Genomic DNA, 22,639 nt, shown 5'->3' on the forward strand with positions numbered 1-22,639 from the left:
CTACTCTTCTTCATTCCCGCCCTCTTCATACGGGCCAAATGGCTTAGCGGGAAGAACGATATACGTCCCTTCAAACACCGCACCTGGCGTCTCGTCGCCAAAGATTTCAACCTGCATTTGCACCCGCGCTTTACGCCCGCGCGCCAGACGGTCGAGATCGCCACTTAACGCACCGAGGTCGGCTACCGCATGGGGTTTACCGCTAATCGGTTTGCTGTAGCGGATATGCGCATCGGCCAGAATAATCGTTCCGCCGAGATGGCGTTCACGCAGCATCAGCCAGATAAGCCCCCAACCGGTGAGTGTTGCCAGCGAGAATAAACTCCCGGCAAATAACGTATGATGCGGATTCTGATTGCCGGTTTCCGGCATGGTGGTGATAAATTTTTGCCCAGTATATTGCTGAATACGCACGCCCATTTTTTCACTTAATGGGATGTGTTCATACCACGCCTGCTGGAGCTGTGCGCACCAGTCGCCGCGATGCAAAATATCATCCAGAGTAGCGACAGGTTTAATCATCAAAAAATGACGAATGGGCGTGGTAGTTGGTGTGGTGATTTCTCCCTGATTCACAAACCCCAGCTTGGCGAAAAACTCCACCGCATCTTCGCGGGCGCTACAGGTCACGCGTTTAACACCTTCCTGACGCGCCACCGACTCAAGCGTCATCGCCATCAGCGTCCCCAACCCTTTGTCCTGCACGTCCGGGTGTACCGCCATAAAACGGATGGAGGCTTCGTTATCGGCATTGATATACAGCCGCCCTACCGCCACCAGATTACCCTGCTCGTCAACGACCATCTGGTGATGCGCCATCGCATCCCACGCGTCGCGTTCCGAACCTTTCGGTTGATGCAGGGGTTTACGCAACATCTCCCAGCGAAACTGATAGTAACGCTCTAATTCTTCTTCTGTTTGTGGAACCCGAAGGTGATACATAGCGATACTCTCTCTTGTTTCCCGTGATACCCCTGGAAGCTGGCTCATACCTGCAACCAGAATGTCACGGGGCCATCATTGACCAGCGATACCTGCATATCCGCAGCGAAGCGTCCTGTTTGCGTGTTCATCTCCTGCTGACGGCAGCGTTCGACGAAATAGTCATATAACGCCTCTGCGCGATCCGGTGATGCGCCTTTGGAGAAACTTGGGCGCATCCCTCGTTCGGTATCTGCGGCAAGGGTAAACTGGGAAACCACCAGCACACTGCCGCCGGCCTGTTGCACGTTGAGATTCATCTTGCCTTCGGCATCGCTAAAGATGCGATAGCCGAGCACACGCTCGCACAGACGGTTTGCTTTCTGTTCGTCGTCATCCTTTTCGACACCCAATAACACCAAAAGTCCCGCGCCAATTTCGCCCGTCACTTCTCCCTCCACGGTGACGCTGGCACGGGTTACGCGTTGAATTAATGCAATCATGGCTCGTCGTCTTCTTCTTGTTCAGCTGCTTGTTTTAGTTTGCGGTATTCCCCGAGAGTGACAGTAATTTCCGCGCCAAGCAAGACGATACACCATGTCCAGTAGACCCAGACGAAGAGAATGGGGATCACCGCCAGTACACCGTAAATGAGCTGATATGACGGGAACATGGTGATATAAAGCGCGAAACCTTTCTTTCCTGCTTCGAACAGGAGCGCGGCGACAAACGCGCCGACAATAGCGTCGCGGTTAGGTACGCGGATGGTAGGAACAATGCTGTACAGCAGCCAGAAGGAGATCCACGACAACAGCAGCGGAAAAATACGCAGCACATTGTCGATGACGGTATTGAGATCGCTCGCCCAGCGCAGGGAGAGCAGATAGGAACTGATCGCCAGACTGGCACCTGCCAACAGCGGCCCTAACGTCAAAATCATCCAGTACACGGCAAACGAGTAAATTTTGGGACGCACCCGTTTACTGCGCCAGATGGCGTTAAGTGCGCTATCGATGGAGTACATCAGCAATAACGCCGTGACGATCAGGCCACATGCCCCGACGGCGGTCATCTTGTTGGAATTGGCAACAAACTGTTCGATATATTGCTGGATAACATCGCCGGTGGCAGGCAGAAAGTTGGCGAAAATAAAGTGACGCAACTGAATGCTGACGTCGGAAAACATGGGAAAAGCGGCGAAAAGCGCAAAAACAACGGCAACCAGCGGCACTAATGAGAGCAACGACACATAGGCAAGGTTACCTGCCAGGGTTGTCATGTTGTCCTCATTAATGCGTTGCCAGAGTAGTTTCAGCCAGGCCCATAGCGGACGGGTACGATGCCTGGCTTTTTCATGGATGGTTTTTAGCATAACACCTTCGCGAAATAGTCCGGGATGGTGGTTTTATCTTTTACCTGAATGCTGGTAATGCCTAGCTGATTAGCCCCTTCTATATTATCGGCGTTGTCATCGAAAAAGACGGTATCATCTGGTGAAAAACCTTCTGCCTGTAAAACATGCTGGTAGATCCGCGCTTCCGGTTTGCGCATACCTAAATCTTGCGACAGATAGATATGGTCGGCAGCGTTGCGGATTTCCGGGTATTCCTCCGGCCAGAAAGTGGTATGCAGGCGGTTAGTATTGGAAAGCACCACCACGCGATGCCCCTGTTCACGCAGTTTATGCATGATATCGATCACTTCCGGGCGCAGCGCGACAAACACTGCCTGCCAGCCGTGGGAGAACTGCTCGTAGCTTAGCGGTAAGGCCATCTCATGGCACAGCGCCTCTGCGAACGCTTCATCGCTAATTTCCCCACGTTCATGCTGATGAAACGCCTCCCCCATATGAAAACTCTTCTTAAGCGTAGCCAGCGGAACGCGCGTTAAATCGCTCCAGGTTCCCAGCACACGGTTAAAGTCGATATCGACAATCACATTACCTAAATCAAAGATATAGAGCATTTTTGCCTCCTTTCTCGCCACAGGAAATTAACTGTAGCGGGAAAGGAGGGGTTTGGCTATGTGGCAATATGGGTAATCTTGTGACGCTGATTGCGAAAAAGCAGAGTAATTTCACTGGCTTTTTCGCAATACATGAATGGTTAAGATTCAGGCGTAAATGGCCAACGGGTTTCGATGACCAGCGGCTTATCTGGCGTCACAAATTCCGGCGTTAGATTTATTGCGTCAGGTGCCTGGGTAAGCGGGTTAACCCAGGTGCATCGCGCTGGATGAAATCATAGCCTTTATTTTGAGGATGGCTGGGAAAGGCATTGCGATGGGTAATGGCGAGTGCCTGTGCTGAAAGTGTTATTGGTCACAACAACACTGACGCGATTGCGGATTTTCTCCGTGTGCAGGGCTTTCGATAATGCCTGATGCGATGCTGACGCATCTTATCAGACCTGCAAAGGCAAAAAAAAACCTGCCATCACTGGCAGGTTTTTCACGACTAAAAAGAAAAATTAATCTTCTTTTGGACCACGGTTCGCGCGGCGACGATCGTTTTCCGTCAGGTGACGTTTACGAATACGGATAGAGGTCGGAGTAACTTCTACCAGTTCGTCATCATCGATGAACTCCAGAGCTTGTTCCAGAGTCATGCGGATAGGCGGAACCAGAACAACGGCTTCGTCAGTACCGGAAGCACGCATGTTGGTCAGTTTCTTACCGGTCAGGCAGTTTACAGTCAGGTCGTTAGAGCGGCTGTGAATACCGATAATCTGACCTTCGTAAACTTCTGCACCGTGACCGAGGAACAGCTTACCGCGATCCTGCAGACCAAACAGCGCGAACGCTACCGCTTTACCCTGGCCGTTAGAGATCAGTACGCCGTTCTGACGCTGACCCACTTCACCCGGACGTACGTCGTCGTAGTGGCTGAAGGTGGAGTACAGCAGACCCGTACCGGAAGTCATGGTCATGAACTCAGAACGGAAGCCAATCAGACCACGGCTTGGGATCACGTAGTCGAGACGTACGCGGCCTTTACCGTCTGGATTCATGTTTTTCAGCTCGCCTTTACGCTCGCCCAGCGCCTGCATTACAGAACCCTGATGCTGTTCTTCAACGTCCAAAGTCACGTTTTCGAACGGCTCTTGTTTACGACCGTCGATTTCACGGAAGATAACTTTCGGACGGGATACCGCCAGTTCGAAACCTTCACGACGCATGTTCTCAATAAGAACAGACAGGTGCAGTTCGCCACGACCAGAAACGCGGAACGCATCGGCGTCTTCGGTTTCTTCTACGCGCAGCGCAACGTTGTGTACCAGTTCTTTGTTCAGACGATCCAGAATCTGACGAGACGTTACGAACTTACCTTCTTTACCGCAGAACGGAGAGGTGTTAACGCAGAAGAACATGGAAACGGTCGGCTCATCAACGGAGAGTGCCGGCAATGCTTCAACGTTTTGCGTGTCGCAAACGGTGTCAGAAATGTTCAGCTCGCCAAGGCCAGTGATCGCCACGATATCGCCAGCTTCCGCCAGATCGGTTTCGATACGCTCCAGACCGAGGTGGCCCAGCACTTTACCGACTTTCGCGTTACGGGTTTTGCCTTCGCTATCGATGATAGTAACCTGCTGGTTCGGCTTCACTTTACCGCGCTTGATGCGGCCAATGCCGATAACGCCAACATAGCTGTTGTAATCGAGCTGAGAAATCTGCATCTGGAACGGACCGTCAAGGTCAACGTCCGGCGCAGGAACGTGGTCAACAATCGCCTGGTACAGCGGGGTCATGTCTTCCGCCATATCTTCGTGATCCAGACCCGCGATGCCGTTCAGCGCAGAAGCGTAAACGATCGGGAAGTCCAGCTGCTCGTCGGTCGCGTCGAGGTTAACGAACAGGTCAAATACCTGATCCACAACCCAGTCAGGACGCGCGCCTGGGCGGTCAACTTTGTTGATAACAACAATCGGCTTCAGGCCGTAAGCAAACGCTTTTTTGGTTACGAAACGCGTTTGCGGCATCGGGCCGTCAAATGCGTCAACCACCAGCAGCACTGAGTCTACCATGGACATTACACGTTCAACTTCACCACCGAAGTCGGCGTGCCCCGGGGTATCAACGATGTTGATACGGTAATCATTCCATTTGATAGCGGTGTTTTTCGCGAGGATGGTAATCCCACGCTCTTTCTCCAAATCGTTGGAGTCCATCACGCGCTCTTGGGTTTCGGCACGAGAGTCGAACGTACCGGATTGTTGGAGCAGCTTGTCTACCAGGGTGGTTTTACCATGGTCGACGTGCGCGATGATGGCGATATTACGCAATTTTTCGATCACAACTTTGCCTCAGGCATTAGAAATAGCGCGTTATTGTACACGGATTAATCGCACTACAAAACAGGATCACAAACATCCTCCGCAAACAAGTATTGCAGAGTCCCTTTGTGATCGCTTTCACGGAGCATAAAAAGGGTTATCCAAAGGTCATTGCACCAACATGGTGCTTAATGTTTCCATTGAAGCACTATATTGGTGCAACATTCACATCACGGTGCAGCCCTTTTGCACGATGTTAAGCATGATAACGCCTTTTAGGGGCAATTTAAAAGTTGGCACAGATTTCGCTTTATCTTTTTTACGGCGACACGGCCAAAATAATTGCAGATTTCGTTACCACGACGACAATGACCAATCCAGGAGAGTTAAAGTATGTCCGCTGAACACGTACTGACGATGCTGAACGAGCACGAAGTGAAGTTTGTTGATTTGCGCTTCACCGATACCAAAGGTAAAGAACAGCACGTCACTATCCCTGCTCATCAGGTGAATGCTGAATTCTTCGAAGAAGGCAAAATGTTTGACGGCTCCTCGATTGGCGGCTGGAAAGGCATTAACGAATCCGACATGGTGCTGATGCCAGACGCATCCACCGCAGTGATTGACCCGTTCTTCGCCGACTCTACCCTGATTATCCGTTGCGACATCCTTGAACCTGGCACCCTGCAAGGCTATGACCGTGACCCGCGCTCCATCGCGAAACGCGCCGAAGATTACCTGCGCTCTACTGGCATTGCCGACACCGTACTGTTCGGGCCAGAACCAGAATTTTTCCTGTTCGATGACATCCGTTTCGGATCTTCTATCTCCGGTTCTCACGTTGCTATCGACGATATCGAAGGCGCATGGAACTCCTCCACCCAATACGAAGGTGGTAACAAAGGTCACCGTCCGGCAGTGAAAGGCGGTTACTTCCCGGTTCCGCCAGTAGACTCAGCTCAGGATATCCGTTCTGAAATGTGCCTGGTAATGGAACAGATGGGTCTGGTGGTTGAAGCACATCACCACGAAGTAGCGACCGCAGGTCAGAACGAAGTGGCAACCCGCTTCAATACCATGACCAAAAAAGCTGACGAAATTCAGATCTACAAATATGTCGTTCACAACGTGGCGCACCGCTTCGGTAAAACCGCGACCTTTATGCCAAAACCGATGTTTGGTGATAACGGCTCCGGTATGCACTGCCACATGTCGCTGTCTAAAAACGGCGTTAACCTGTTCGCAGGCGACAAATACGCGGGTCTTTCTGAGCAGGCGCTGTACTACATTGGCGGCGTAATCAAACACGCGAAAGCGATTAACGCGCTGGCAAACCCGACCACTAACTCTTACAAGCGTCTGGTTCCGGGTTACGAAGCACCGGTAATGCTGGCTTACTCTGCGCGTAACCGCTCTGCTTCTATCCGTATTCCGGTGGTTGCGTCTCCAAAAGCGCGTCGTATCGAAGTACGTTTCCCGGATCCGGCCGCTAACCCGTACCTGTGCTTTGCTGCCCTGCTGATGGCGGGTCTTGATGGTATCAAGAACAAGATCCACCCAGGCGAAGCGATGGACAAAAACCTGTATGACCTGCCGCCGGAAGAAGCGAAAGAGATCCCACAGGTTGCAGGCTCTCTGGAAGAAGCACTGAACGAACTGGATCTGGACCGCGAGTTCCTGAAAGCCGGTGGCGTGTTCACTGATGAAGCAATCGATGCGTACATCGCCCTGCGTCGCGAAGAAGATGACCGCGTGCGTATGACTCCGCATCCGGTAGAGTTTGAGCTGTACTACAGCGTCTAATAGTTGAAGTTGTACTACCCGGCGCGAACAACGCCGGGATTTAGTTGCCGTGGAAACTTTCAGCCCATCTCTGCATGGGCTTTTTTCTCCGTCATTTCTCTGATGCTTCGCGCTTTTTATCCGTAAAAAGCTATAATGCACTAAAATGGTGCAACCTGTTCAGGAGACTGCTTTATGGCAACAGGCACGCAGCCCGATGCTGGGCAGATCCTCAACTCGCTGATTAACAGTATTTTGTTAATTGATGACAATCTGGCGATACATTACGCCAACCCCGCCGCGCAACAACTGCTCGCCCAAAGCTCCCGCAAATTGTTCGGTACGCCGTTACCGGAACTGTTGAGCTACTTCTCATTAAATATCGAATTAATGCAAGAAAGTCTGGAGGCGGGGCAAGGGTTTACCGATAACGAAGTGACGCTGGTGATTGACGGGCGCTCGCATATCCTTTCTGTGACAGCTCAGCGTATGCCTGATGGCATGATCCTGCTGGAGATGGCACCGATGGATAACCAGCGCCGCTTAAGTCAGGAACAGCTACAGCACGCCCAGCAGGTGGCTGCCCGCGATTTGGTACGCGGCCTGGCACATGAGATTAAAAATCCGCTTGGCGGTTTACGTGGCGCGGCACAGCTACTCAGCAAAGCGTTGCCCGATCCATCGCTGCTGGAATATACCAAAGTAATTATCGAGCAGGCGGACAGATTACGTAATCTGGTCGACCGTCTGTTGGGGCCGCAACTGCCTGGTACGCGTGTTACCGAAAGTATTCACAAGGTGGCAGAGCGCGTAGTGGCGCTGGTATCGATGGAACTGCCGGGTAACGTGCGGTTGATTCGTGATTACGACCCCAGCCTGCCGGAACTGGCGCACGATCCGGATCAAATTGAACAGGTATTGCTGAATATTGTGCGCAATGCGTTACAGGCACTGGGACCGGAAGGCGGCGAAATTATTCTGCGTACCCGCACCGCGTTTCAACTGACCTTGCACGGCGAACGCTATCGGCTGGCAGCGCGGATCGATGTGGAAGATAACGGGCCGGGTATCCCGCCTCATTTGCAGGATACGCTGTTTTACCCGATGGTCAGCGGTCGCGAAGGCGGCACCGGGCTTGGCTTATCCATCGCCCGTAATTTGATTGATCAGCATTCAGGCAAAATTGAATTTACCAGTTGGCCAGGTCATACCGAGTTCTCGGTTTACCTGCCTATCAGGAAATAAAGGTGACGTTTATGCAACGAGGGATAGTCTGGGTAGTCGATGACGATAGTTCCATCCGTTGGGTGCTTGAACGTGCGCTCGCTGGGGCGGGTTTAACTTGTACGACGTTTGAGAACGGCGCGGAGGTGCTGGAGGCGCTGGCGAGCAAAACGCCGGATGTGCTGCTTTCAGATATCCGTATGCCCGGAATGGACGGGCTGGCGCTGCTCAAACAGATTAAACAGCGCCATCCGATGCTTCCGGTCATCATTATGACCGCGCACTCGGATCTGGATGCCGCCGTTAGCGCCTATCAACAAGGGGCGTTTGATTATCTGCCCAAACCGTTTGATATCGACGAAGCCGTGGCGCTGGTTGAGCGCGCCATCAGCCATTACCAGGAACAGCAGCAGCCGCGCAATATTCAGCTTAACGGCCCAACAACCGATATCATCGGCGAAGCACCAGCTATGCAGGATGTGTTCCGTATTATCGGTCGGCTCTCGCGCTCTTCTATTAGCGTGTTGATCAATGGCGAGTCCGGCACCGGTAAAGAGCTGGTCGCTCATGCCCTGCATCGCCACAGCCCGCGAGCCAAAGCGCCGTTTATCGCGCTGAATATGGCGGCTATCCCAAAAGACTTGATCGAATCAGAACTGTTTGGTCACGAGAAAGGCGCGTTTACCGGTGCCAATACCGTTCGTCAGGGCCGTTTTGAACAGGCCGATGGCGGCACGTTATTCCTTGATGAAATTGGCGATATGCCGCTGGATGTGCAGACACGGTTACTGCGCGTGCTGGCAGACGGTCAGTTTTACCGCGTTGGCGGCTATGCGCCGGTGAAAGTGGATGTGCGTATTATCGCTGCGACTCACCAGAACCTGGAACTGCGCGTGCAGGAAGGCAAGTTCCGCGAGGATCTGTTCCACCGCCTGAACGTTATCCGTGTTCATCTGCCGCCCCTGCGCGAACGCCGTGAAGATATTCCCCGCCTGGCGCGCCATTTTTTACAGGTTGCCGCGCGCGAATTGGGCGTAGAAGCGAAGTTGCTGCATCCGGAAACCGAAGCCGCCCTGACGCGTCTGGCGTGGCCGGGGAACGTGCGCCAACTGGAAAACACCTGCCGCTGGTTAACGGTGATGGCCGCCGGACAGGAAGTGTTGATTCAGGATTTGCCAAGCGAACTGTTTGAATCAACCGTACCGGAAAGTCCTTCCACTATGCAACCGGACAGTTGGGCAACATTGTTAGCACAGTGGGCAGATCGGGCGCTGCGTTCCGGTCATCAAAACCTGCTTTCTGAAGCGCAGCCAGAGCTGGAGCGGACGTTACTGACCACCGCATTGCGACATACGCAGGGACATAAACAGGAAGCAGCGCGACTGCTTGGTTGGGGACGTAACACCCTGACACGTAAGTTAAAAGAGTTGGGGATTGAGTGATTCACGGCTGGTGTGTAAAGATTGATTATTGAGCGCAAATTGCTGTTATTTTGCGCTTTACTGTTCCGATAAGTTCAGTATGATCTTGCCCGGAAAACGGGGGGAGTCATTATGCTGGAATCAATAATTAATCTGGTATCGAGTGGCGCAGTTGATAGCCACACACCGCAAACTGCCGTTGCGGCCATCCTGTGTGTCGCGATGATTGGACTGTTTAGCTGAAGCTCGTGGTTTATGCCGGATGCGGCCTACAAAAGCAATAATTTCAACAGGTTTTGTAGGCCTGATAAGCGTAGCGCATCAGGCAACCTTGTTCTCAGCACATTGATGGCGCTTTCGTTTTCTAACTTGTAAACGAAGCGCCATTCACTATTTAAATCACCCGTGAGAACTGCTGCATCCGCGCTTTCTGGCGCAGATAAGTATCGAAGCACATGCAAATGTTGCGGATCAGCAAGCGGCCTTTCGCCGTCACCTGAATCCCCTTCTCATTGACATCCACCAGCCCATCTTTTGCTAACGGGGCGAGAAGCTTGAGATCTTCCGCAAAGTAATCAGCGAAGTGCAAATCCCACTGTTGTTCAACGGGGGCGTAATCCAGACGGAAATTGCAGATAAGCGACTTAATCACATCGCGGCGAATACAGTCATCGCGCGTTAATGCAATACCGCGCCACAGCGCATTACCTTGTTCATCCACCTGCTGATAGTACTGCTTCAACTCTTTCTGGTTTTGCGCGTAGCAGTCGCCAATCATGCTGATGGCTGAAACGCCCATCCCCAGCAGGTCGGTATCCCCCTGGGTGGTGTAGCCCTGGAAGTTACGATGCAGCACGCCTTCACGCTGAGCCACAGCCAGCTCGTCATCCGGGCGGGCAAAGTGATCCATACCAATAAACTGATAGCCCGATTGCGTCAGGAAGGCGATGGTTTCTTGCAGAATATCGAGTTTCTGCTGCGGACTCGGCAGGTCAGCATCTTTGATTTTACGCTGAGCAGCAAAAATGGTCGGCAGATGTGCGTAGTTAAAGACACTCAGACGATCGGGGTTAAGTTCCGCTACGCGTTTCAGGGTAAAAGCGAAACTCTCCGGCGTCTGTTTCGGCAGGCCGTAAATCAGGTCAATGTTGGTGGAGGTAAAGCCAATCTCACGCGCATGGTTAAGCAGCGCAAAGATGAACTCTTCATCCTGCTCACGGTTAACCAGACGCTGCACTTCTTTGTTGAAGTCCTGCACGCCCATGCTCAGACGGTTAAAACCTTCGGCACGTAAATGATCGAGTACATCCAGTTCGATTTCACGCGGATCGACTTCGATCGAGATTTCCGCGTCGGCATTGAACTGGAAGTTTTCCCGCAGCAGCTTCATCAGGCGGCTGATTTGCGTTTTATTCAGATACGTCGGCGTACCACCGCCCCAGTGCAACTGACTAACGTGACGCCCGGCAAACAGCGGTGCACGATGGACGATTTCTTGCTCCAGCGCGTCCAGGTATTGGTCAGCCTTGTGCTGCTGGCGTGTGACAATCTTATTGCAACCGCAGAAGTAACAAAGCTTATGGCAGAACGGGATATGTACGTAGAGAGATAATGGACGCTCAGGATAGCGCGCCACGGCTTGTAAAAACGCCTGTTCGCCGAAGTCTTCTGAAAACTCCAGCGCGGTCGGGTACGAGGTGTATCGTGGCCCGGAATAATTATATTTCTGGATCAGGGCCAGATCCCAGTCGATTTGCTGTACAGACATGCTCACTCCTTCCGATGGCGTCTCTGGCGGCTACGGCGTACCGACGGATGCCCGGTTCGGGTCATCAGCCGGTTGCGCAGCCACTTTTGTCGCCGCGACAACCGTTGTAGTTTAACGAATAACCACACCAGATAACATATAACCGGAAGGGTTATCAGCAGAACGGGAAGGCCCACGGTGGCAATCCGTTAGTTGCCCCGCAGCAGACGCATCATGTCTTCTTGCTTCTCGTCTTCTTCCTCTTCTTCATCGTCGTCATAAGAGAGGCCGAGTTTCTGCATCAGCTCATCAATACGATCCAGTTTGGCATCAACCCAGGATTGCTCTTCGGCGCTCAGGGTTTCGCCTGCTTCCAGACGTTCCAGCAGCGCATCCAGACGCTCATCCGTTTCCAGTAACTCCAACTCCGCCTGCGGTGAAAGCATAGGTTTCTCACTCTTCGGTTTGTGCTGTTTGGTGACTTTTTCAGTCACACCCAATGGAATAGGGGTTTTACTGCCAATACGTGGATCTTTCGGTGCGTTCTGGCCTTTGTTGCCTGATGTAGTGTTACCGCCCGCTGCGCGACTGCCCGGCGCATGACCACGGCGTTTTTTCTGGCGCTTGCGGTCACGAGCTTCCTGATCCAGCTCCTCGCGTGTTTTTCGACGCGCTTTTGCGTGACCTTTGCTGCGTGAGTTTGAAGATGATGGTTTCATAATGGTTCGTCTTTTTGCCGTTTTATTCAGTATAGATTTGCGGCGGAATCTAACAGAAAGCAAGCAAAGAAAAAAGGCGACAGATTACTCTGTCGCCTTTTTTCCTGACTCATAACCCTTAACGGGTCTTACAATCCTTGCAGGCCGCCAACACACCCTGTTTTTCCATTAGCCAGAACATTCCGTGTTGATTCCATTTCCGTTTAATTACGTCTCCGGACGTTTGTCTTCCTGACAATCCTCTGTCTTCGCCTCCTGGCGCTCCTGACCCTCATCCTGAGTCATCTTCCTGTTAGCGTCCTCGCTCTATGGGTGCTACTTTACGCTTCTGCGCTAAACAAACAATAAACTATCATCAGTATTTTCTCATTTTCAGATTATTGTATAAAACTAATCACATGATTTATTTGACCTATTTGACATGCATCGCAGAATTTTCTCTTCGATTTCGCATAAAGATGATCGGCAATGTCTCACAAAGCATGTGGCTTTTACTTACACCATGTCCCCCGAAAAATCCGTCTTTTATTGTGGTTCAGGTATAATCGCTGAAAAGCTTTGACTGACGGAGACGACCGCTTTGACTAATTTCAATTATCAACAGACGCATTTTGTGATGAGTGCGCCTGATATTCGCCACTTACCTTCCGATACCGGGATCGAAGTGGCTTTTGCAGGCCGTTCCAACGCAGGTAAATCCAGCGCGCTGAACACGCTGACTAACCAGAAAAGCCTGGCTCGTACCTCGAAAACGCCAGGGCGCACCCAGCTTATCAACCTGTTTGAAGTGGCTGATGGCAAGCGTCTGGTTGACTTGCCTGGCTACGGTTATGCGGAAGTCCCGGAAGAGATGAAGCGCAAATGGCAGCGCGCGCTCGGCGAATACCTCGAAAAACGTCAGAGCCTGCAAGGTCTGGTGGTACTGATGGATATTCGCCATCCGCTGAAAGATCTCGATCAGCAGATGATTGAGTGGGCGGTGGACAGCAATATCGCCGTGTTGGTGCTACTGACCAAAGCGGACAAACTGGCGAGCGGTGCACGTAAAGCGCAATTGAATATGGTGCGTGAAGCGGTGCTGGCATTTAATGGTGATGTGCAGGTAGAAACCTTCTCTTCGCTGAAGAAACAAGGTGTGGATAAGCTGCGTCAGAAGCTGGATATCTGGTTTAGCGAAATGCAGCCCGTCGAAGAGAATCAGGACGGCGAATAATTTTCTTTCCCCGGTGCCGGATGCAGCTTAAATGCTTTGTCTGGCCTGGGTCTTCAAAATATTGCGACTCACGCCGTAAATCTGATAAGCGTTATGCATCAGGCAATTCAGATCTTTTCTCTCGCCCAATAAAAAACGCCCCAGTCATTACTGACTGGGGCGGCTAAAAAATTCAGCCAAATCCGATTACGTGAAGTAAAAGGTCTGAAAGATAGAACATCTTACCTCTGTACCCTACGCGAATAACTTTACTCTTTTTTGTTCAGTTCAGAAAGCATTTTTTGTAATTTTTTTTCAGTTGTTGCATAGGAATTTCTAATAGCCATCACAAAACGTGACAGCTTATGTTGCTTACTTACGAAAAAAGGGCATATTCAGGCGAATCTTAGTGCGCCTGATCCCAGTTTTCACCGCTTCCGACTTCCACCAGCAACGGCACATCCAGACGGGTACAGTTTTCCATCAATTGATGGATTTTCTTTGATACCACATCGAGATCATCTTTATGAACTTCAAATACCAGTTCATCGTGTACCTGCATGATCATACGAACGCGCGGTTGCTCGGCCTGTAACCATGCATCTACGGCAATCATAGCCCGTTTGATGATGTCGGCTGCGGTTCCCTGCATCGGTGCGTTAATTGCTGCACGTTCAGCCGCAGCACGACGCGCACCGTTGCTGGACTTGATATCCGGCAGATAGAGACGGCGTCCGTCCAGAGTTTCAACGTAACCCTGCTCTTTCGCCTGTGCGCGGGTACGTTCCATATACTCCAGCACGCCCGGATAGCGTTCGAAGTAAAGATCCATGTACTTCTGCGCTTCTTTGCGCGGAATGTTTAACTGGCGCGCCAGGCCGAAAGCACTCATGCCGTAAATCAGACCAAAGTTGATTGCTTTCGCACTGCGGCGTTGCTCGCTGGTGACGGTTTCTAGCGGCAAACCAAACACTTCTGCGGCCGTTGCCCGGTGAATATCTTTTCCTTCCGCGAATGCGGTCAGCAGGCCTTTATCTCGCGAGAGATGCGCCATAATACGCAGTTCAATCTGCGAGTAGTCCGCAGAAACAATCACGTAATCCTGCGGCGCAATAAACGCCTGGCGGATACGGCGACCTTCTTCGTTACGCACCGGAATGTTTTGCAGGTTAGGGTCGGTTGACGATAAACGTCCCGTCGCGGTTACCGCCTGATGATAAGAAGTATGTACGCGCCCAGTTTTCGGGTTAATCATCAACGGTAGTTTGTCGGTATAGGTTGATTTCAGCTTCGCCAGACCACGATACTCCAGAATCACTTTCGGTAATGGATAGTCCAGCGCCAGCTCTTCCAGCACCTCTTCTGACGTTGACGGCGCACCACCCGGCGTTTTCTTCAGCGGCTTAATGCCCTGTTTTTCAAAAAGAATAGTTTGCAACTGCTTGGTTGAAGAAAGATTAAATTCTTCACCCGCAATTTCATGCGCTTTCTTTTCCAGCTCCGCCAAGCGCAGAGTGAGCTCTTCAGAATGATTGTGCAGAACTTTCGGATCGATCTTCACACCGTTACGTTCAATGCGTGAAAGCACCGGCACAAGCGGCATTTCGATATTCTCGAAGACGTTCAACGGCCCTTTGTGTTTCTGCAGATCCGGCCACATTTTCAGATGCAATTGTAAGGTGACGTCTGCATCTTCGGCGGCGTAGCGACCGGCCTCTTCCAGAGCAATCTGGTTAAAGGTCAGTTGATTTTTGCCTTTACCAGCAATCTCTTCAAAAGTGATGGTTTTGTGCTTCAACCAACGTTCCGCGAGGCTGTCCATATCGTGACGCCCGGCAACGCTATTGAGAATGTAGGACTCCAGCATGGTATCAAACGCAATCCCACGCAGTTCAATGCCGTAGTTCGCCAGAATACCGCGATCGTATTTCAGGTTTTGCCCGACCTTCAGCGCCTTTTCATCTTCCAGCAGCGGTTTTAGCAACTCGAGTGCACGCTCGCGAGAGATTTGATCGGGCGCATCAAGATAATCATGAGCAACCGGAATATATGCCGCTACGCCTGGCTCGATAGCAAAAGAAAGCCCGACCAGGTTGGCAGAGATGTTATCAAGGCTGTCGGTTTCAGTATCAAATGCAAATACCGGCGCTTTTTCCAGCTTCGCAATCCACGCTTTCAGTGTTTCTTCATCAAGGATGGTGACGTAGTTGTCATAAGAAATCACCGTTGCCGTCACTTCTGGTGCTTCGTCTGCAACACTGGTTTCCTGCGGCTTCGCGGCTGGTTTTGCCCCTTTGGCCTGTAACCATTTGCCCGCTTCGACATCAGCAGTCCAGCGTTTGAACTCATACTTTTTGAACAGCCCCAACAACTCTTCCGCTGCCGGTTGCTGCACTTCCAGTTGTTCACAGGTCAGCTCCAGTTCAACATCGGTTTTAATCGTCGCCAGCTGGTATGAGAGATAAGCAACTTCTTTGTTTTGCTCGAGCTTCGCTGCCATTGTTTTCGCGCCACGGAAGCTCAACCCAGCAATTTTTTCCGGCTCGGCATACAGCGTATCCAGCCCGCCAAGACCCTGCAGCAGTGCCTGCGCGGTTTTTTCACCCACGCCCGGTACGCCAGGAATGTTATCGGAGGAGTCGCCCATCAGCGCCAGGAAGTCGATGATCAGTTCTGGCGGTACGCCGTACTTATTCACCACCTCTTCCGGGCCGAGGATGGTGTTCGTCATGGTATTGATAAGCGTAATATTTGGCGTCACCAGCTGCGCCATATCTTTGTCGCCAGTGCTGATCAACACCGGACGCCCGGCTTTTTCGGCTTCGCGCGCCAGTGTACCGATAACGTCGTCCGCTTCTACGCCAGAAACCGCCAGCAGCGGCAGTCCCATCGCCTTGACCATTGCGTGCAGGGGTTCGATTTGCGCTCGCAAATCGTCCGGCATTGGCGGGCGATGTGATTTGTAATGTTCAAACAGTTCATCACGAAAGGTTTTTCCCTTGGCGTCAAAGACCACCGCTGCATGTGTCGGTTTATATTGCATGATTAGACTACGCAGCATGTTGAGGACACCGTACATCGCACCGGTCGGCTCGCCTGCGCTGTTGGTCAGCGGCGGAAACGCGTGATATGCGCGATAAAGATAAGATGAACCATCTACAAGGATAAGTGGATTTTGGGGGATCTGAACCATAATGTCCGTGCCTGTTTATCAGATTATGGGTAAAGGATGCCACAGACAGGATGAAAACATGAGTTTTTCACCGCTTTTCGTGAAAATCTTTTGTAGATCTTCTGGATCGCTCGCAAATCGTCATGTGGATAACTTTGTGCATAAATTATTTACATCGCTTTTAATTTATTATCATGCTTTTTACAGCATGATGTTTATCTTTGTTTTTCATGCAGTTAAAAATAAAGCCATCCCTAATAATTGAGATAATAGGATTTCTTCTAATGTGGATAGATATAAATTATTTTTCTACTTCAGGATCATCCGTTATTTGGGGCGTTTTCTGCTAAAATCTGCGCCTTGCGCTTCTTTCGCGCACTGTCTATGGCTAACTTTTTGAATAAATTAATTATGACGAGAATACTCGCTACGATAACCCTTTTGCTGAGTATCGTATTGACCATTTTGGTTACCATTTTTTGTTCCGTCCCGATCATCATTGCCGGGATCGTAAAACTATTGTTACCTGTGCCAATGATATGGCGAAAAGTTTCACGTTTTTGTGATTTTATGATGTATTGCTGGTGCGAAGGACTGGCGCTATTACTACACCTTAATCCACATTTGCGATGGGAAGTTCACGGGCTGGAAGGGTTAAGTAAAAAGAACTGGTATCTGCTTATTTGTAATCACCATAGCTGGGCAGATATTGTCGTACTGTGTGTGCTGTTTCGTAAGCACATTCCGATGAATAAATATTTCCTCAAACAGCAACTGGCCTGGGTGCCTTTTCTTGGCCTGGCGTGTTGGGCGCTGGATATGCCGTTTATGAAGCGTTATTCGCGCGCTTATTTGTTACGTCATCCGGAGCGACGCGGTAAAGATGTAGAAACCACTCGTCGTTCCTGCGAAAAATTTCGCCTGCATCCCACCACTATTGTGAATTTTGTTGAGGGTTCCCGCTTCACTGAAGAGAAACACCAGCAAACCCACTCAACATTTCAAAATCTTCTGCCGCCAAAAGCTGCCGGTATTGCGATGGCGCTGAATGTACTGGGTAAACAATTCGATAAATTGCTCAACGTTACGCTGTGTTACCCGGATAATCACCGTCAACCATTCTTCGATATGCTAAGTGGCAAACTGACCAGAATTGTCGTGCATGTGGATTTACAACCTATTGCTGAAGAGTTGCATGGCGACTATATCAATGACAAAAACTTTAAACGCCATTTTCAGCAATGGCTGAACTCACTGTGGCATGAAAAAGACAGGCTTCTGACGTCATTGATGTCATCGCAGCACCAGAATAAGTAGCTTTTCTCGCCTCTGAATTAGCAGAGGCGAGATATTATATTAATGTGCAAAACGTCCGGCACGAGACATAAATTCTTCTTCGCTCATCTCCTGCCCGTTAAAAACAACTTTACCCGGTGTATAACGCAACTGTAGCGAGGCGGTATTGTTGTCAATCGTGATTAACTGAAACATCTGACCTAATGTCATCATCCCGCTGATTTGTTTATCCGCCCGCTTCTGGGCTTTTTCAGCATCCATACCTTCAGATAAATTAAGTTGTTTTGCTGTTTCTGTAACAACATTAAGCGGTAAAGCCACGTTTAAATTGAACGATTTGATATCTTTGTTTATGGATGATGAAGATTTGGCTGGATCATCAATACTAAGATCCAGATTGGCGTTTAGTTCTCCGAGAGTATTTCTCCAGCTAACCGGTAATTTAATAACTGGCTCACTTTTTTGTAATAACGGTAAATACTCTTTGAACAATGCAGCATTCACTTCTTGCAGAGCAGCTTCATCGTTTGCTAACTCAGGGTGTGCAGCAAGCTGCTTCCGCATCGCAATGTTATACTGGATGATAAATTGACGCACCGCTAAGGGATCAATAGATTCAGCAATCAATGACCACTCACCACTACCGAGTTGCTGATTCCCTTTTGTTAACTTATCAAGTTCGTAGGTCAGATTGACATTGATATAATCTTTATCTTTTACGCGATCTAGCCTGGTTTTTGCAACGAAATTATCGAGTTGGGCAACGTCTTCACCGCGATTGATAATGTTAATCTGATTAAATTTTGACTCGCTTTCACCAACCGGAAATTTCTTTTCTTCTAATCGCGTCAGAGAATTAATGGTAAAACTCTTCGCCGTTACTTTGCTCATTGGCGATAATTTCAGGACAATATCTTCGACCTTGCCTTCAATATCCAGGTTAGACAATGAACTATCATCACCATTAAAAGTAAACTGGCCTTCACCAAAGGAAAACTCTCCATACTCTGCAGGGGCAACATCTAATGTCGTGGAGAATGAGCCACCAAACGCGAATCGCAATTTCGCTTCAACGGGCGATTTATTTTTCGCGGCGGTAAATAGCGGTTGTGTCAGTTCATTATTCACTAAGTTCACTTTTGCCGCTGCCAGTGCGGGGATGACATTACCACGCATTAACATTGTGATGGGTAACGGACCGTGCTCAACATCCACATCAAATGCAACGTTCTGGCCTGACTTGATATTGAAATCGGGTGCGCCGTTATCAAATGTAAGTTGCATTTCAAAACGGGAATTAAAAAAGCCTTTTTCAAAGTTTTTATAACTTAATGTCATATCGTAGGCATGTTCACCTTTCTTTTTAGCATCGTTAAAATCTTTAATAAACTTTTCGACACCAGGCTGAATTTGCGTACCTGTGTACCATGTGCCACCACCCCAGATAACGGTTAACGCAACAATGACACCTGTAACTGACTTACGTATCATATAAATATTCCCTGATAAAACAGCAAAACTTTGAATATCCACTTATGCTGAAATAATGTCCAGTAACAGGGTGCATTATCAGAATGTATTTATATTTATTAAATAATAAAAAAAGCCCGTAAATATTCACGGGCCTTATGTAATTTACAATGAATTATTTTTTCTCAGACAGATATTTCACTGTATCAGCATACTGCTGAACAAAAACATCCATATTGCTGGTATCCATACCCTGCGGGTTCAGCTGATATTTGCCGTTAACAAACATCGCCGGAACGCCACGCAATTGCACGTCAGCTGCGGCTTTTTCCTGCTGAGCGACCAGAGATTTCACCACAAAGCTGTTCCACGCCGCGTCGTACTCTTCACCTTTAATACCTGCGTTGATGAATACATCGCGAATATCAGATGCAGAACGAATGGTCTGGGTTTTCTGTACGCCTTCAAACAGCGGAACCGTGACTTTGTCTTCCACGCCCAGCGCCATCGCCACTGCCCATGCCTGAGTCAGTTCTTTGCCCAGATCCCCACCCATGAAGTTGACGTGGTATTTAGTCATCTTCACGCCTTCCGGCAGTTTTTTCTTCACGTTATCAGAAATATGCAGAACTTCTTCAAACTGATAGCAGTGCGGACAGAAGAAAGAGAAAAACTCCAGCACTTGCGGCGCGCCAGCAACCGGTTTTTCCAGAGTGGTGTACTGCTTACCATCTTCATACTGCGCCGCCGATGCGCTAAACGCTAAAACTAAACCAGCCAGCGCCAGCCAAATCTTTTTCATGATCTACTCTCTCCGATTAATACATAGGTGTTAATTGCAAAGGGGGTTCTTGTAGAACTTTTGCCTGTTCTATAAAAGTCGCCGTCTGTCGCAGCCAGTAATCTTCCCCGGTTAACCACGGGAAATTTTTCGGGAACGCGGGATCAGCCCAACGCCGCATTAGCCAGGCAAGATAATAAACTAAACGCATGGCGCGTAAAGGTTCAATCAGTCCGATTTCAGCGGTGTCGAACTCGCTAAATTCTTCATAAGCTTCAATAATAGTTTCCAGTTGCATCCGCTGCTCGGCTTTATCACCATTCAGCAACATCCACAAATCCTGAATAGCCGGACCATTACGTGCATCATCCAGATCGACAAACATCGGACCATCGCGCCAGAGAATGTTCCCGGCATGGCAGTCACCATGTAGCCGCAGAACGGTGAAATCTTCCCGCCAGTGCGCTGTAACGGCGGTGATCAGCTCATCTGTCGCTTTCAGGAATGCCGCTTTCAACCCGGAAGGTATCAGCGTAGCGTCCTCAAACAGTTTACGTGGCTCAATGAAATATTCATTCAGGCCGATGGTCGGGCGATGGATAAAAAGCTGTTTGCGCCCCGTCTGGTGCATACGCCCCAGATAACGACCAACCGCTTCCATCTGATCGATATTATCAGCTTCGAACTGGCGACCACCGACGCTTGGGAAAACGGCGAAATAAAATCCCTGATGATTCAATAAAGTCTGGCCATTGAACACCACTGGCGCTGCGACCGGCACTTCATCGTTTACCAACTGCAACGCAAATTGATGTTCTTCGAGGATTTGATCGGCTGTCCAGCGTTCAGGGCGGTAAAATTTGACGACAAAACGTCGACGATCTTCGTCCTGAAATTGATAGACACGGTTTTCATAGCTGTTAAGCGGGGTAAGCCCGGAATCCACCCGGATCCCTTGCTCAAACAGAGCGTCCATGATGGTATCCGGGTGTAGTGTCTGGAAAGTAAAAGCGTTGTTGTTCATCCCATCATCCGGAAAACATTACGAATGATGAAGGATATCATTTCACGATGATTTTGGTCGCGCCGCTTACAAGCTTTTACTCTTTAATTACGCCGCGTGCGCGTAATAGCGCCGTTTTGAAGTCTTCTTCATAATCTTTCTGCAAACCTGGGATCACCGCATCTTTCGCGGAATCACGCATTTTCAAATGATAGATCAGAATGTCATCCGTCAAATCCGCCAGTTCGCCGTCAAAACCTGACTCTTTCGCCAGTTTCTGCAAAAATTGCAGCAGGTTAAGATCTGGCTCTTTTTGCCAGGCTGGCTGGAGGAGTTCAATAACTTCATTCAGACGTTTACATTTCATAGTGATGCTCCTTACTCTTGAGACAGACACGTTAGCAGGGTCAATCCCACAATAAAAGAGGCGATATCGGTGAATCTGATGACGATGATAACAGGCGTTGTGCTGGCAGGAGGTAAAGCCAGACGAATGGGCGGCGTAGATAAAGGATTGCTTGAATTAAATGGCAAACCGCTGTGGCAACATGTCGCTGACGCGCTTATGACGCAGCTGTCTCACGTCGTGGTTAATGCCAATCGCCATCAGGAAATCTATCAGGCAACCGGTCTGAAAGTGATAGCGGATTCTCTGGCGGATTACCCTGGGCCACTGGCGGGAATGCTTTCAGTAATGCAGCAGGAAAAAGGCGAGTGGTTTCTGTTTTGTCCGTGCGATACACCCTATATTCCCCAGGATTTAGTCTCCCGACTTAACCATCAGCGCAAAGATGCGTCTGTCGTGTGGGTTCATGACGGCGAACGCGATCACCCGACTATAGCCCTGGTAAACCGCGCTATTGAGCCATTATTGCAGAAATGCCTGCTGTCCGGAGAGCGCCGGGTGATGGCTTTTATGAATCTTGCTGGCGGTCACGCGGTTGATTTCAGCGATCGCAAAGAGGCATTTATAAACGTGAATACGCCAGAGGAGCTTGCCCGATGGCAGGAAAAACGATGATACCGTTACTCGCCTTTGCTGCGTGGAGTGGCACCGGAAAAACTACGCTGCTGAAAAAACTGATCCCGGCATTATGCGCCAGGGGGATCCGTCCGGGGCTGATTAAGCATACGCATCATGATATGGATGTTGATAAGCCAGGCAAAGATAGCTATGAGCTGCGCAAGGCTGGCGCGGCGCAAACCATCGTTGCCAGCCAGCAACGATGGGCTTTGATGACGGAAACGCCAGATGAAGAAGAACTGGATCTACATTTCCTCGCAAGCCGAATGGATACCTCAAAGCTGGATTTGATTCTGGTCGAAGGGTTTAAGCATGAAGAGATCGCAAAGATTGTGCTGTTTCGCGATGGGGCCGGACATCGACCGGAAGAATTAGTGATAGACAGGCATGTTATTGCTGTAGCCAGTGATGTGCCGCTTAATCTTGATGTCGCATTACTGGATATTAATGATGTTGAGGGGCTGGTTGATTTTGTGGTGGAGTGGATGCAAAAGCAGGACGGATAGGCAAGTGTAGGCTGGATAAGACGCGCCAGCGTCGCATCCGGACTTTTTTCTGCACCAGCAACGCAAAAAGGCCATCCTTCCGGATGGCCTTTCGCTTTATCTGATGCCTG

General features: G+C 49.9%; 21 protein-coding genes and 2 pseudogenes. 8 read left to right on the forward strand and 15 right to left on the reverse strand.

The features are described from left to right. From fabY to typA, 6 genes and pseudogenes are all read right to left on the reverse strand, one after another. The gene (gene fabY / locus HEN21_RS17045; RefSeq protein WP_001297068.1) at window positions 1-942 is read right to left on the reverse strand and encodes a fatty acid biosynthesis protein FabY; all 942 of its coding nucleotides are present in this window, start codon (window positions 940-942) and stop codon (window positions 1-3) included. Window positions 943-986: 44 nt separating this feature from the next. Then, the gene (dtd, locus tag HEN21_RS17050; RefSeq protein WP_000560983.1) at window positions 987-1,424 is read right to left on the reverse strand and encodes a D-aminoacyl-tRNA deacylase; all 438 of its coding nucleotides are present in this window, start codon (window positions 1,422-1,424) and stop codon (window positions 987-989) included. Further along, on the reverse strand, window positions 1,421-2,293 hold the full coding sequence (locus tag HEN21_RS17055; RefSeq protein WP_000920721.1) for a virulence factor BrkB family protein: 873 nt from the start codon (window positions 2,291-2,293) through the stop codon (window positions 1,421-1,423). The genes dtd and HEN21_RS17055 overlap by 4 nt, the downstream gene beginning before the upstream one ends. Further along, window positions 2,287-2,886, reverse strand: coding sequence for a glucose-1-phosphatase (yihX, locus tag HEN21_RS17060; RefSeq protein WP_105287269.1), 600 nt, complete (start codon window positions 2,884-2,886; stop codon window positions 2,287-2,289). The genes HEN21_RS17055 and yihX overlap by 7 nt, the downstream gene beginning before the upstream one ends. Before the next feature lie 140 nt (window positions 2,887-3,026). Continuing rightward, window positions 3,027-3,143 (reverse strand): annotated as a pseudogene (locus HEN21_RS17065) (aldose 1-epimerase); the annotation flags it as partial. Between the two features lie 246 nt (window positions 3,144-3,389). Continuing rightward, window positions 3,390-5,213, reverse strand: coding sequence for a ribosome-dependent GTPase TypA (typA, locus tag HEN21_RS17070; RefSeq protein WP_000570663.1), 1,824 nt, complete (start codon window positions 5,211-5,213; stop codon window positions 3,390-3,392). Window positions 5,214-5,585: 372 nt separating this feature from the next. On the opposite strand from typA, the gene glnA reads away from it, so the two are divergent. The 4 genes from glnA to HEN21_RS17090 all read left to right on the forward strand — a co-directional run bounded on the left by glnA (window position 5,586) and on the right by HEN21_RS17090 (window position 9,862). After that, complete coding sequence (glnA, locus tag HEN21_RS17075) at window positions 5,586-6,995, forward strand: glutamate--ammonia ligase (protein ID WP_001271712.1); 1,410 nt, start codon at window positions 5,586-5,588, stop codon at window positions 6,993-6,995. 174 nt (window positions 6,996-7,169) lie between these two features. Then, window positions 7,170-8,219: a nitrogen regulation protein NR(II) gene (gene glnL / locus HEN21_RS17080; RefSeq protein WP_000190576.1), complete on the forward strand. Its 1,050-nt coding sequence runs from the start codon at window positions 7,170-7,172 to the stop codon at window positions 8,217-8,219. A gap of 11 nt (window positions 8,220-8,230) precedes the next feature. Then, window positions 8,231-9,640, forward strand: a complete 1,410-nt coding sequence (gene glnG / locus HEN21_RS17085) for a nitrogen regulation protein NR(I) (protein ID WP_176252727.1) — start codon at window positions 8,231-8,233, stop codon at window positions 9,638-9,640. A 111-nt stretch (window positions 9,641-9,751) separates the two neighbouring features. Continuing rightward, the gene (locus HEN21_RS17090; protein WP_000893993.1) at window positions 9,752-9,862 is read left to right on the forward strand and encodes a YshB family small membrane protein; all 111 of its coding nucleotides are present in this window, start codon (window positions 9,752-9,754) and stop codon (window positions 9,860-9,862) included. A gap of 151 nt (window positions 9,863-10,013) precedes the next feature. Here the strand turns inward: HEN21_RS17090 and hemN are convergent, their stop codons facing one another. The 3 genes and pseudogenes from hemN to HEN21_RS17105 form a co-directional block, all read right to left on the reverse strand. Continuing rightward, a complete protein-coding gene (gene hemN / locus HEN21_RS17095; RefSeq protein WP_000116105.1) occupies window positions 10,014-11,387 on the reverse strand; it encodes an oxygen-independent coproporphyrinogen III oxidase in 1,374 nt (457 codons plus the stop codon). A 188-nt stretch (window positions 11,388-11,575) separates the two neighbouring features. Next, window positions 11,576-12,085 (reverse strand): Der GTPase-activating protein YihI, encoded by a 510-nt coding sequence (gene yihI, locus HEN21_RS17100; protein WP_010348274.1) that lies wholly within the window; start codon window positions 12,083-12,085, stop codon window positions 11,576-11,578. 118 nt (window positions 12,086-12,203) lie between these two features. After that, window positions 12,204-12,431, reverse strand: a pseudogene (locus HEN21_RS17105) (hypothetical protein). A gap of 234 nt (window positions 12,432-12,665) precedes the next feature. Between HEN21_RS17105 and yihA the strand changes: the two are divergent. Then, entirely contained in the window at window positions 12,666-13,298 is a 633-nt protein-coding gene (gene yihA, locus HEN21_RS17110) for a ribosome biogenesis GTP-binding protein YihA/YsxC (protein ID WP_176252728.1), read from the forward strand. A gap of 172 nt (window positions 13,299-13,470) precedes the next feature. Here yihA and HEN21_RS23615 read toward each other — a convergent pair whose 3' ends face one another. Both HEN21_RS23615 and polA read right to left on the reverse strand, forming a co-directional pair. Beyond that, window positions 13,471-13,518: a spot 42 RNA, inhibition of DNA synthesis gene (locus HEN21_RS23615; RefSeq protein WP_071892919.1), complete on the reverse strand. Its 48-nt coding sequence runs from the start codon at window positions 13,516-13,518 to the stop codon at window positions 13,471-13,473. 165 nt (window positions 13,519-13,683) lie between these two features. Beyond that, entirely contained in the window at window positions 13,684-16,470 is a 2,787-nt protein-coding gene (polA, locus tag HEN21_RS17115) for a DNA polymerase I (protein ID WP_176252729.1), read from the reverse strand. A gap of 363 nt (window positions 16,471-16,833) precedes the next feature. Between polA and HEN21_RS17120 the strand changes: the two genes are divergently transcribed. Further along, a complete protein-coding gene (locus HEN21_RS17120; protein WP_021549987.1) occupies window positions 16,834-17,766 on the forward strand; it encodes an acyltransferase in 933 nt (310 codons plus the stop codon). 39 nt (window positions 17,767-17,805) lie between these two features. Here the strand turns inward: HEN21_RS17120 and HEN21_RS17125 are convergent, their stop codons facing one another. The 4 genes from HEN21_RS17125 to HEN21_RS17140 all read right to left on the reverse strand — a co-directional run bounded on the left by HEN21_RS17125 (window position 17,806) and on the right by HEN21_RS17140 (window position 21,366). Continuing rightward, a complete protein-coding gene (locus tag HEN21_RS17125; RefSeq protein WP_010350926.1) occupies window positions 17,806-19,236 on the reverse strand; it encodes a DUF945 family protein in 1,431 nt (476 codons plus the stop codon). 154 nt (window positions 19,237-19,390) lie between these two features. Continuing rightward, window positions 19,391-20,017 carry a thiol:disulfide interchange protein DsbA gene (gene dsbA, locus HEN21_RS17130; RefSeq protein ID WP_000725344.1) on the reverse strand — a complete coding sequence of 209 codons (627 nt, stop codon included), beginning with the start codon at window positions 20,015-20,017 and terminating at the stop codon, window positions 19,391-19,393. A gap of 16 nt (window positions 20,018-20,033) precedes the next feature. Next, window positions 20,034-21,020 (reverse strand): stress response kinase SrkA, encoded by a 987-nt coding sequence (gene srkA, locus HEN21_RS17135; protein WP_176252730.1) that lies wholly within the window; start codon window positions 21,018-21,020, stop codon window positions 20,034-20,036. Between the two features lie 76 nt (window positions 21,021-21,096). Next, a complete protein-coding gene (locus tag HEN21_RS17140) occupies window positions 21,097-21,366 on the reverse strand; it encodes a YihD family protein (RefSeq protein WP_001295263.1) in 270 nt (89 codons plus the stop codon). 69 nt (window positions 21,367-21,435) lie between these two features. Here HEN21_RS17140 and mobA point away from each other — a divergent pair, with 69 nt between their 5' ends. Together mobA and mobB are read left to right on the forward strand one after the other, a co-directional pair. Continuing rightward, window positions 21,436-22,020, forward strand: a complete 585-nt coding sequence (mobA, locus tag HEN21_RS17145; protein WP_176252731.1) for a molybdenum cofactor guanylyltransferase MobA — start codon at window positions 21,436-21,438, stop codon at window positions 22,018-22,020. Then, complete coding sequence (mobB, locus tag HEN21_RS17150; protein WP_176252732.1) at window positions 22,002-22,529, forward strand: molybdopterin-guanine dinucleotide biosynthesis protein MobB; 528 nt, start codon at window positions 22,002-22,004, stop codon at window positions 22,527-22,529. The genes mobA and mobB overlap by 19 nt, the downstream gene beginning before the upstream one ends. Window positions 22,530-22,639 lie beyond the last annotated feature (110 nt).

It is taken from the genome of Escherichia sp. 93.1518, assembly GCF_013368915.2.
GTDB classification, from domain to species: Bacteria; Pseudomonadota; Gammaproteobacteria; order Enterobacterales; family Enterobacteriaceae; genus Escherichia; species Escherichia ruysiae.

Coding starts and splice junctions, on each gene's coding strand:
- fabY (WP_001297068.1), bottom strand. CDS start 942: ATGTATCACCTTCGGGTTCCACAAACAGAAGAAGAATTAGAGCGTTAC.
- dtd (WP_000560983.1), bottom strand. CDS start 1,424: ATGATTGCATTAATTCAACGCGTAACCCGTGCCAGCGTCACCGTGGAG.
- HEN21_RS17055 (WP_000920721.1), bottom strand. CDS start 2,293: ATGCTAAAAACCATCCATGAAAAAGCCAGGCATCGTACCCGTCCGCTA.
- yihX (WP_105287269.1), bottom strand. CDS start 2,886: ATGCTCTATATCTTTGATTTAGGTAATGTGATTGTCGATATCGACTTT.
- glnA (WP_001271712.1), top strand. CDS start 5,586: ATGTCCGCTGAACACGTACTGACGATGCTGAACGAGCACGAAGTGAAG.
- glnL (WP_000190576.1), top strand. CDS start 7,170: ATGGCAACAGGCACGCAGCCCGATGCTGGGCAGATCCTCAACTCGCTG.
- glnG (WP_176252727.1), top strand. CDS start 8,231: ATGCAACGAGGGATAGTCTGGGTAGTCGATGACGATAGTTCCATCCGT.
- HEN21_RS17090 (WP_000893993.1), top strand. CDS start 9,752: ATGCTGGAATCAATAATTAATCTGGTATCGAGTGGCGCAGTTGATAGC.
- hemN (WP_000116105.1), bottom strand. CDS start 11,387: ATGTCTGTACAGCAAATCGACTGGGATCTGGCCCTGATCCAGAAATAT.
- yihI (WP_010348274.1), bottom strand. CDS start 12,085: ATGAAACCATCATCTTCAAACTCACGCAGCAAAGGTCACGCAAAAGCG.
- polA (WP_176252729.1), bottom strand. CDS start 16,470: ATGGTTCAGATCCCCCAAAATCCACTTATCCTTGTAGATGGTTCATCT.
- HEN21_RS17120 (WP_021549987.1), top strand. CDS start 16,834: ATGGCTAACTTTTTGAATAAATTAATTATGACGAGAATACTCGCTACG.
- HEN21_RS17125 (WP_010350926.1), bottom strand. CDS start 19,236: ATGATACGTAAGTCAGTTACAGGTGTCATTGTTGCGTTAACCGTTATC.
- dsbA (WP_000725344.1), bottom strand. CDS start 20,017: ATGAAAAAGATTTGGCTGGCGCTGGCTGGTTTAGTTTTAGCGTTTAGC.
- srkA (WP_176252730.1), bottom strand. CDS start 21,020: ATGAACAACAACGCTTTTACTTTCCAGACACTACACCCGGATACCATC.
- HEN21_RS17140 (WP_001295263.1), bottom strand. CDS start 21,366: ATGAAATGTAAACGTCTGAATGAAGTTATTGAACTCCTCCAGCCAGCC.
- mobB (WP_176252732.1), top strand. CDS start 22,002: ATGGCAGGAAAAACGATGATACCGTTACTCGCCTTTGCTGCGTGGAGT.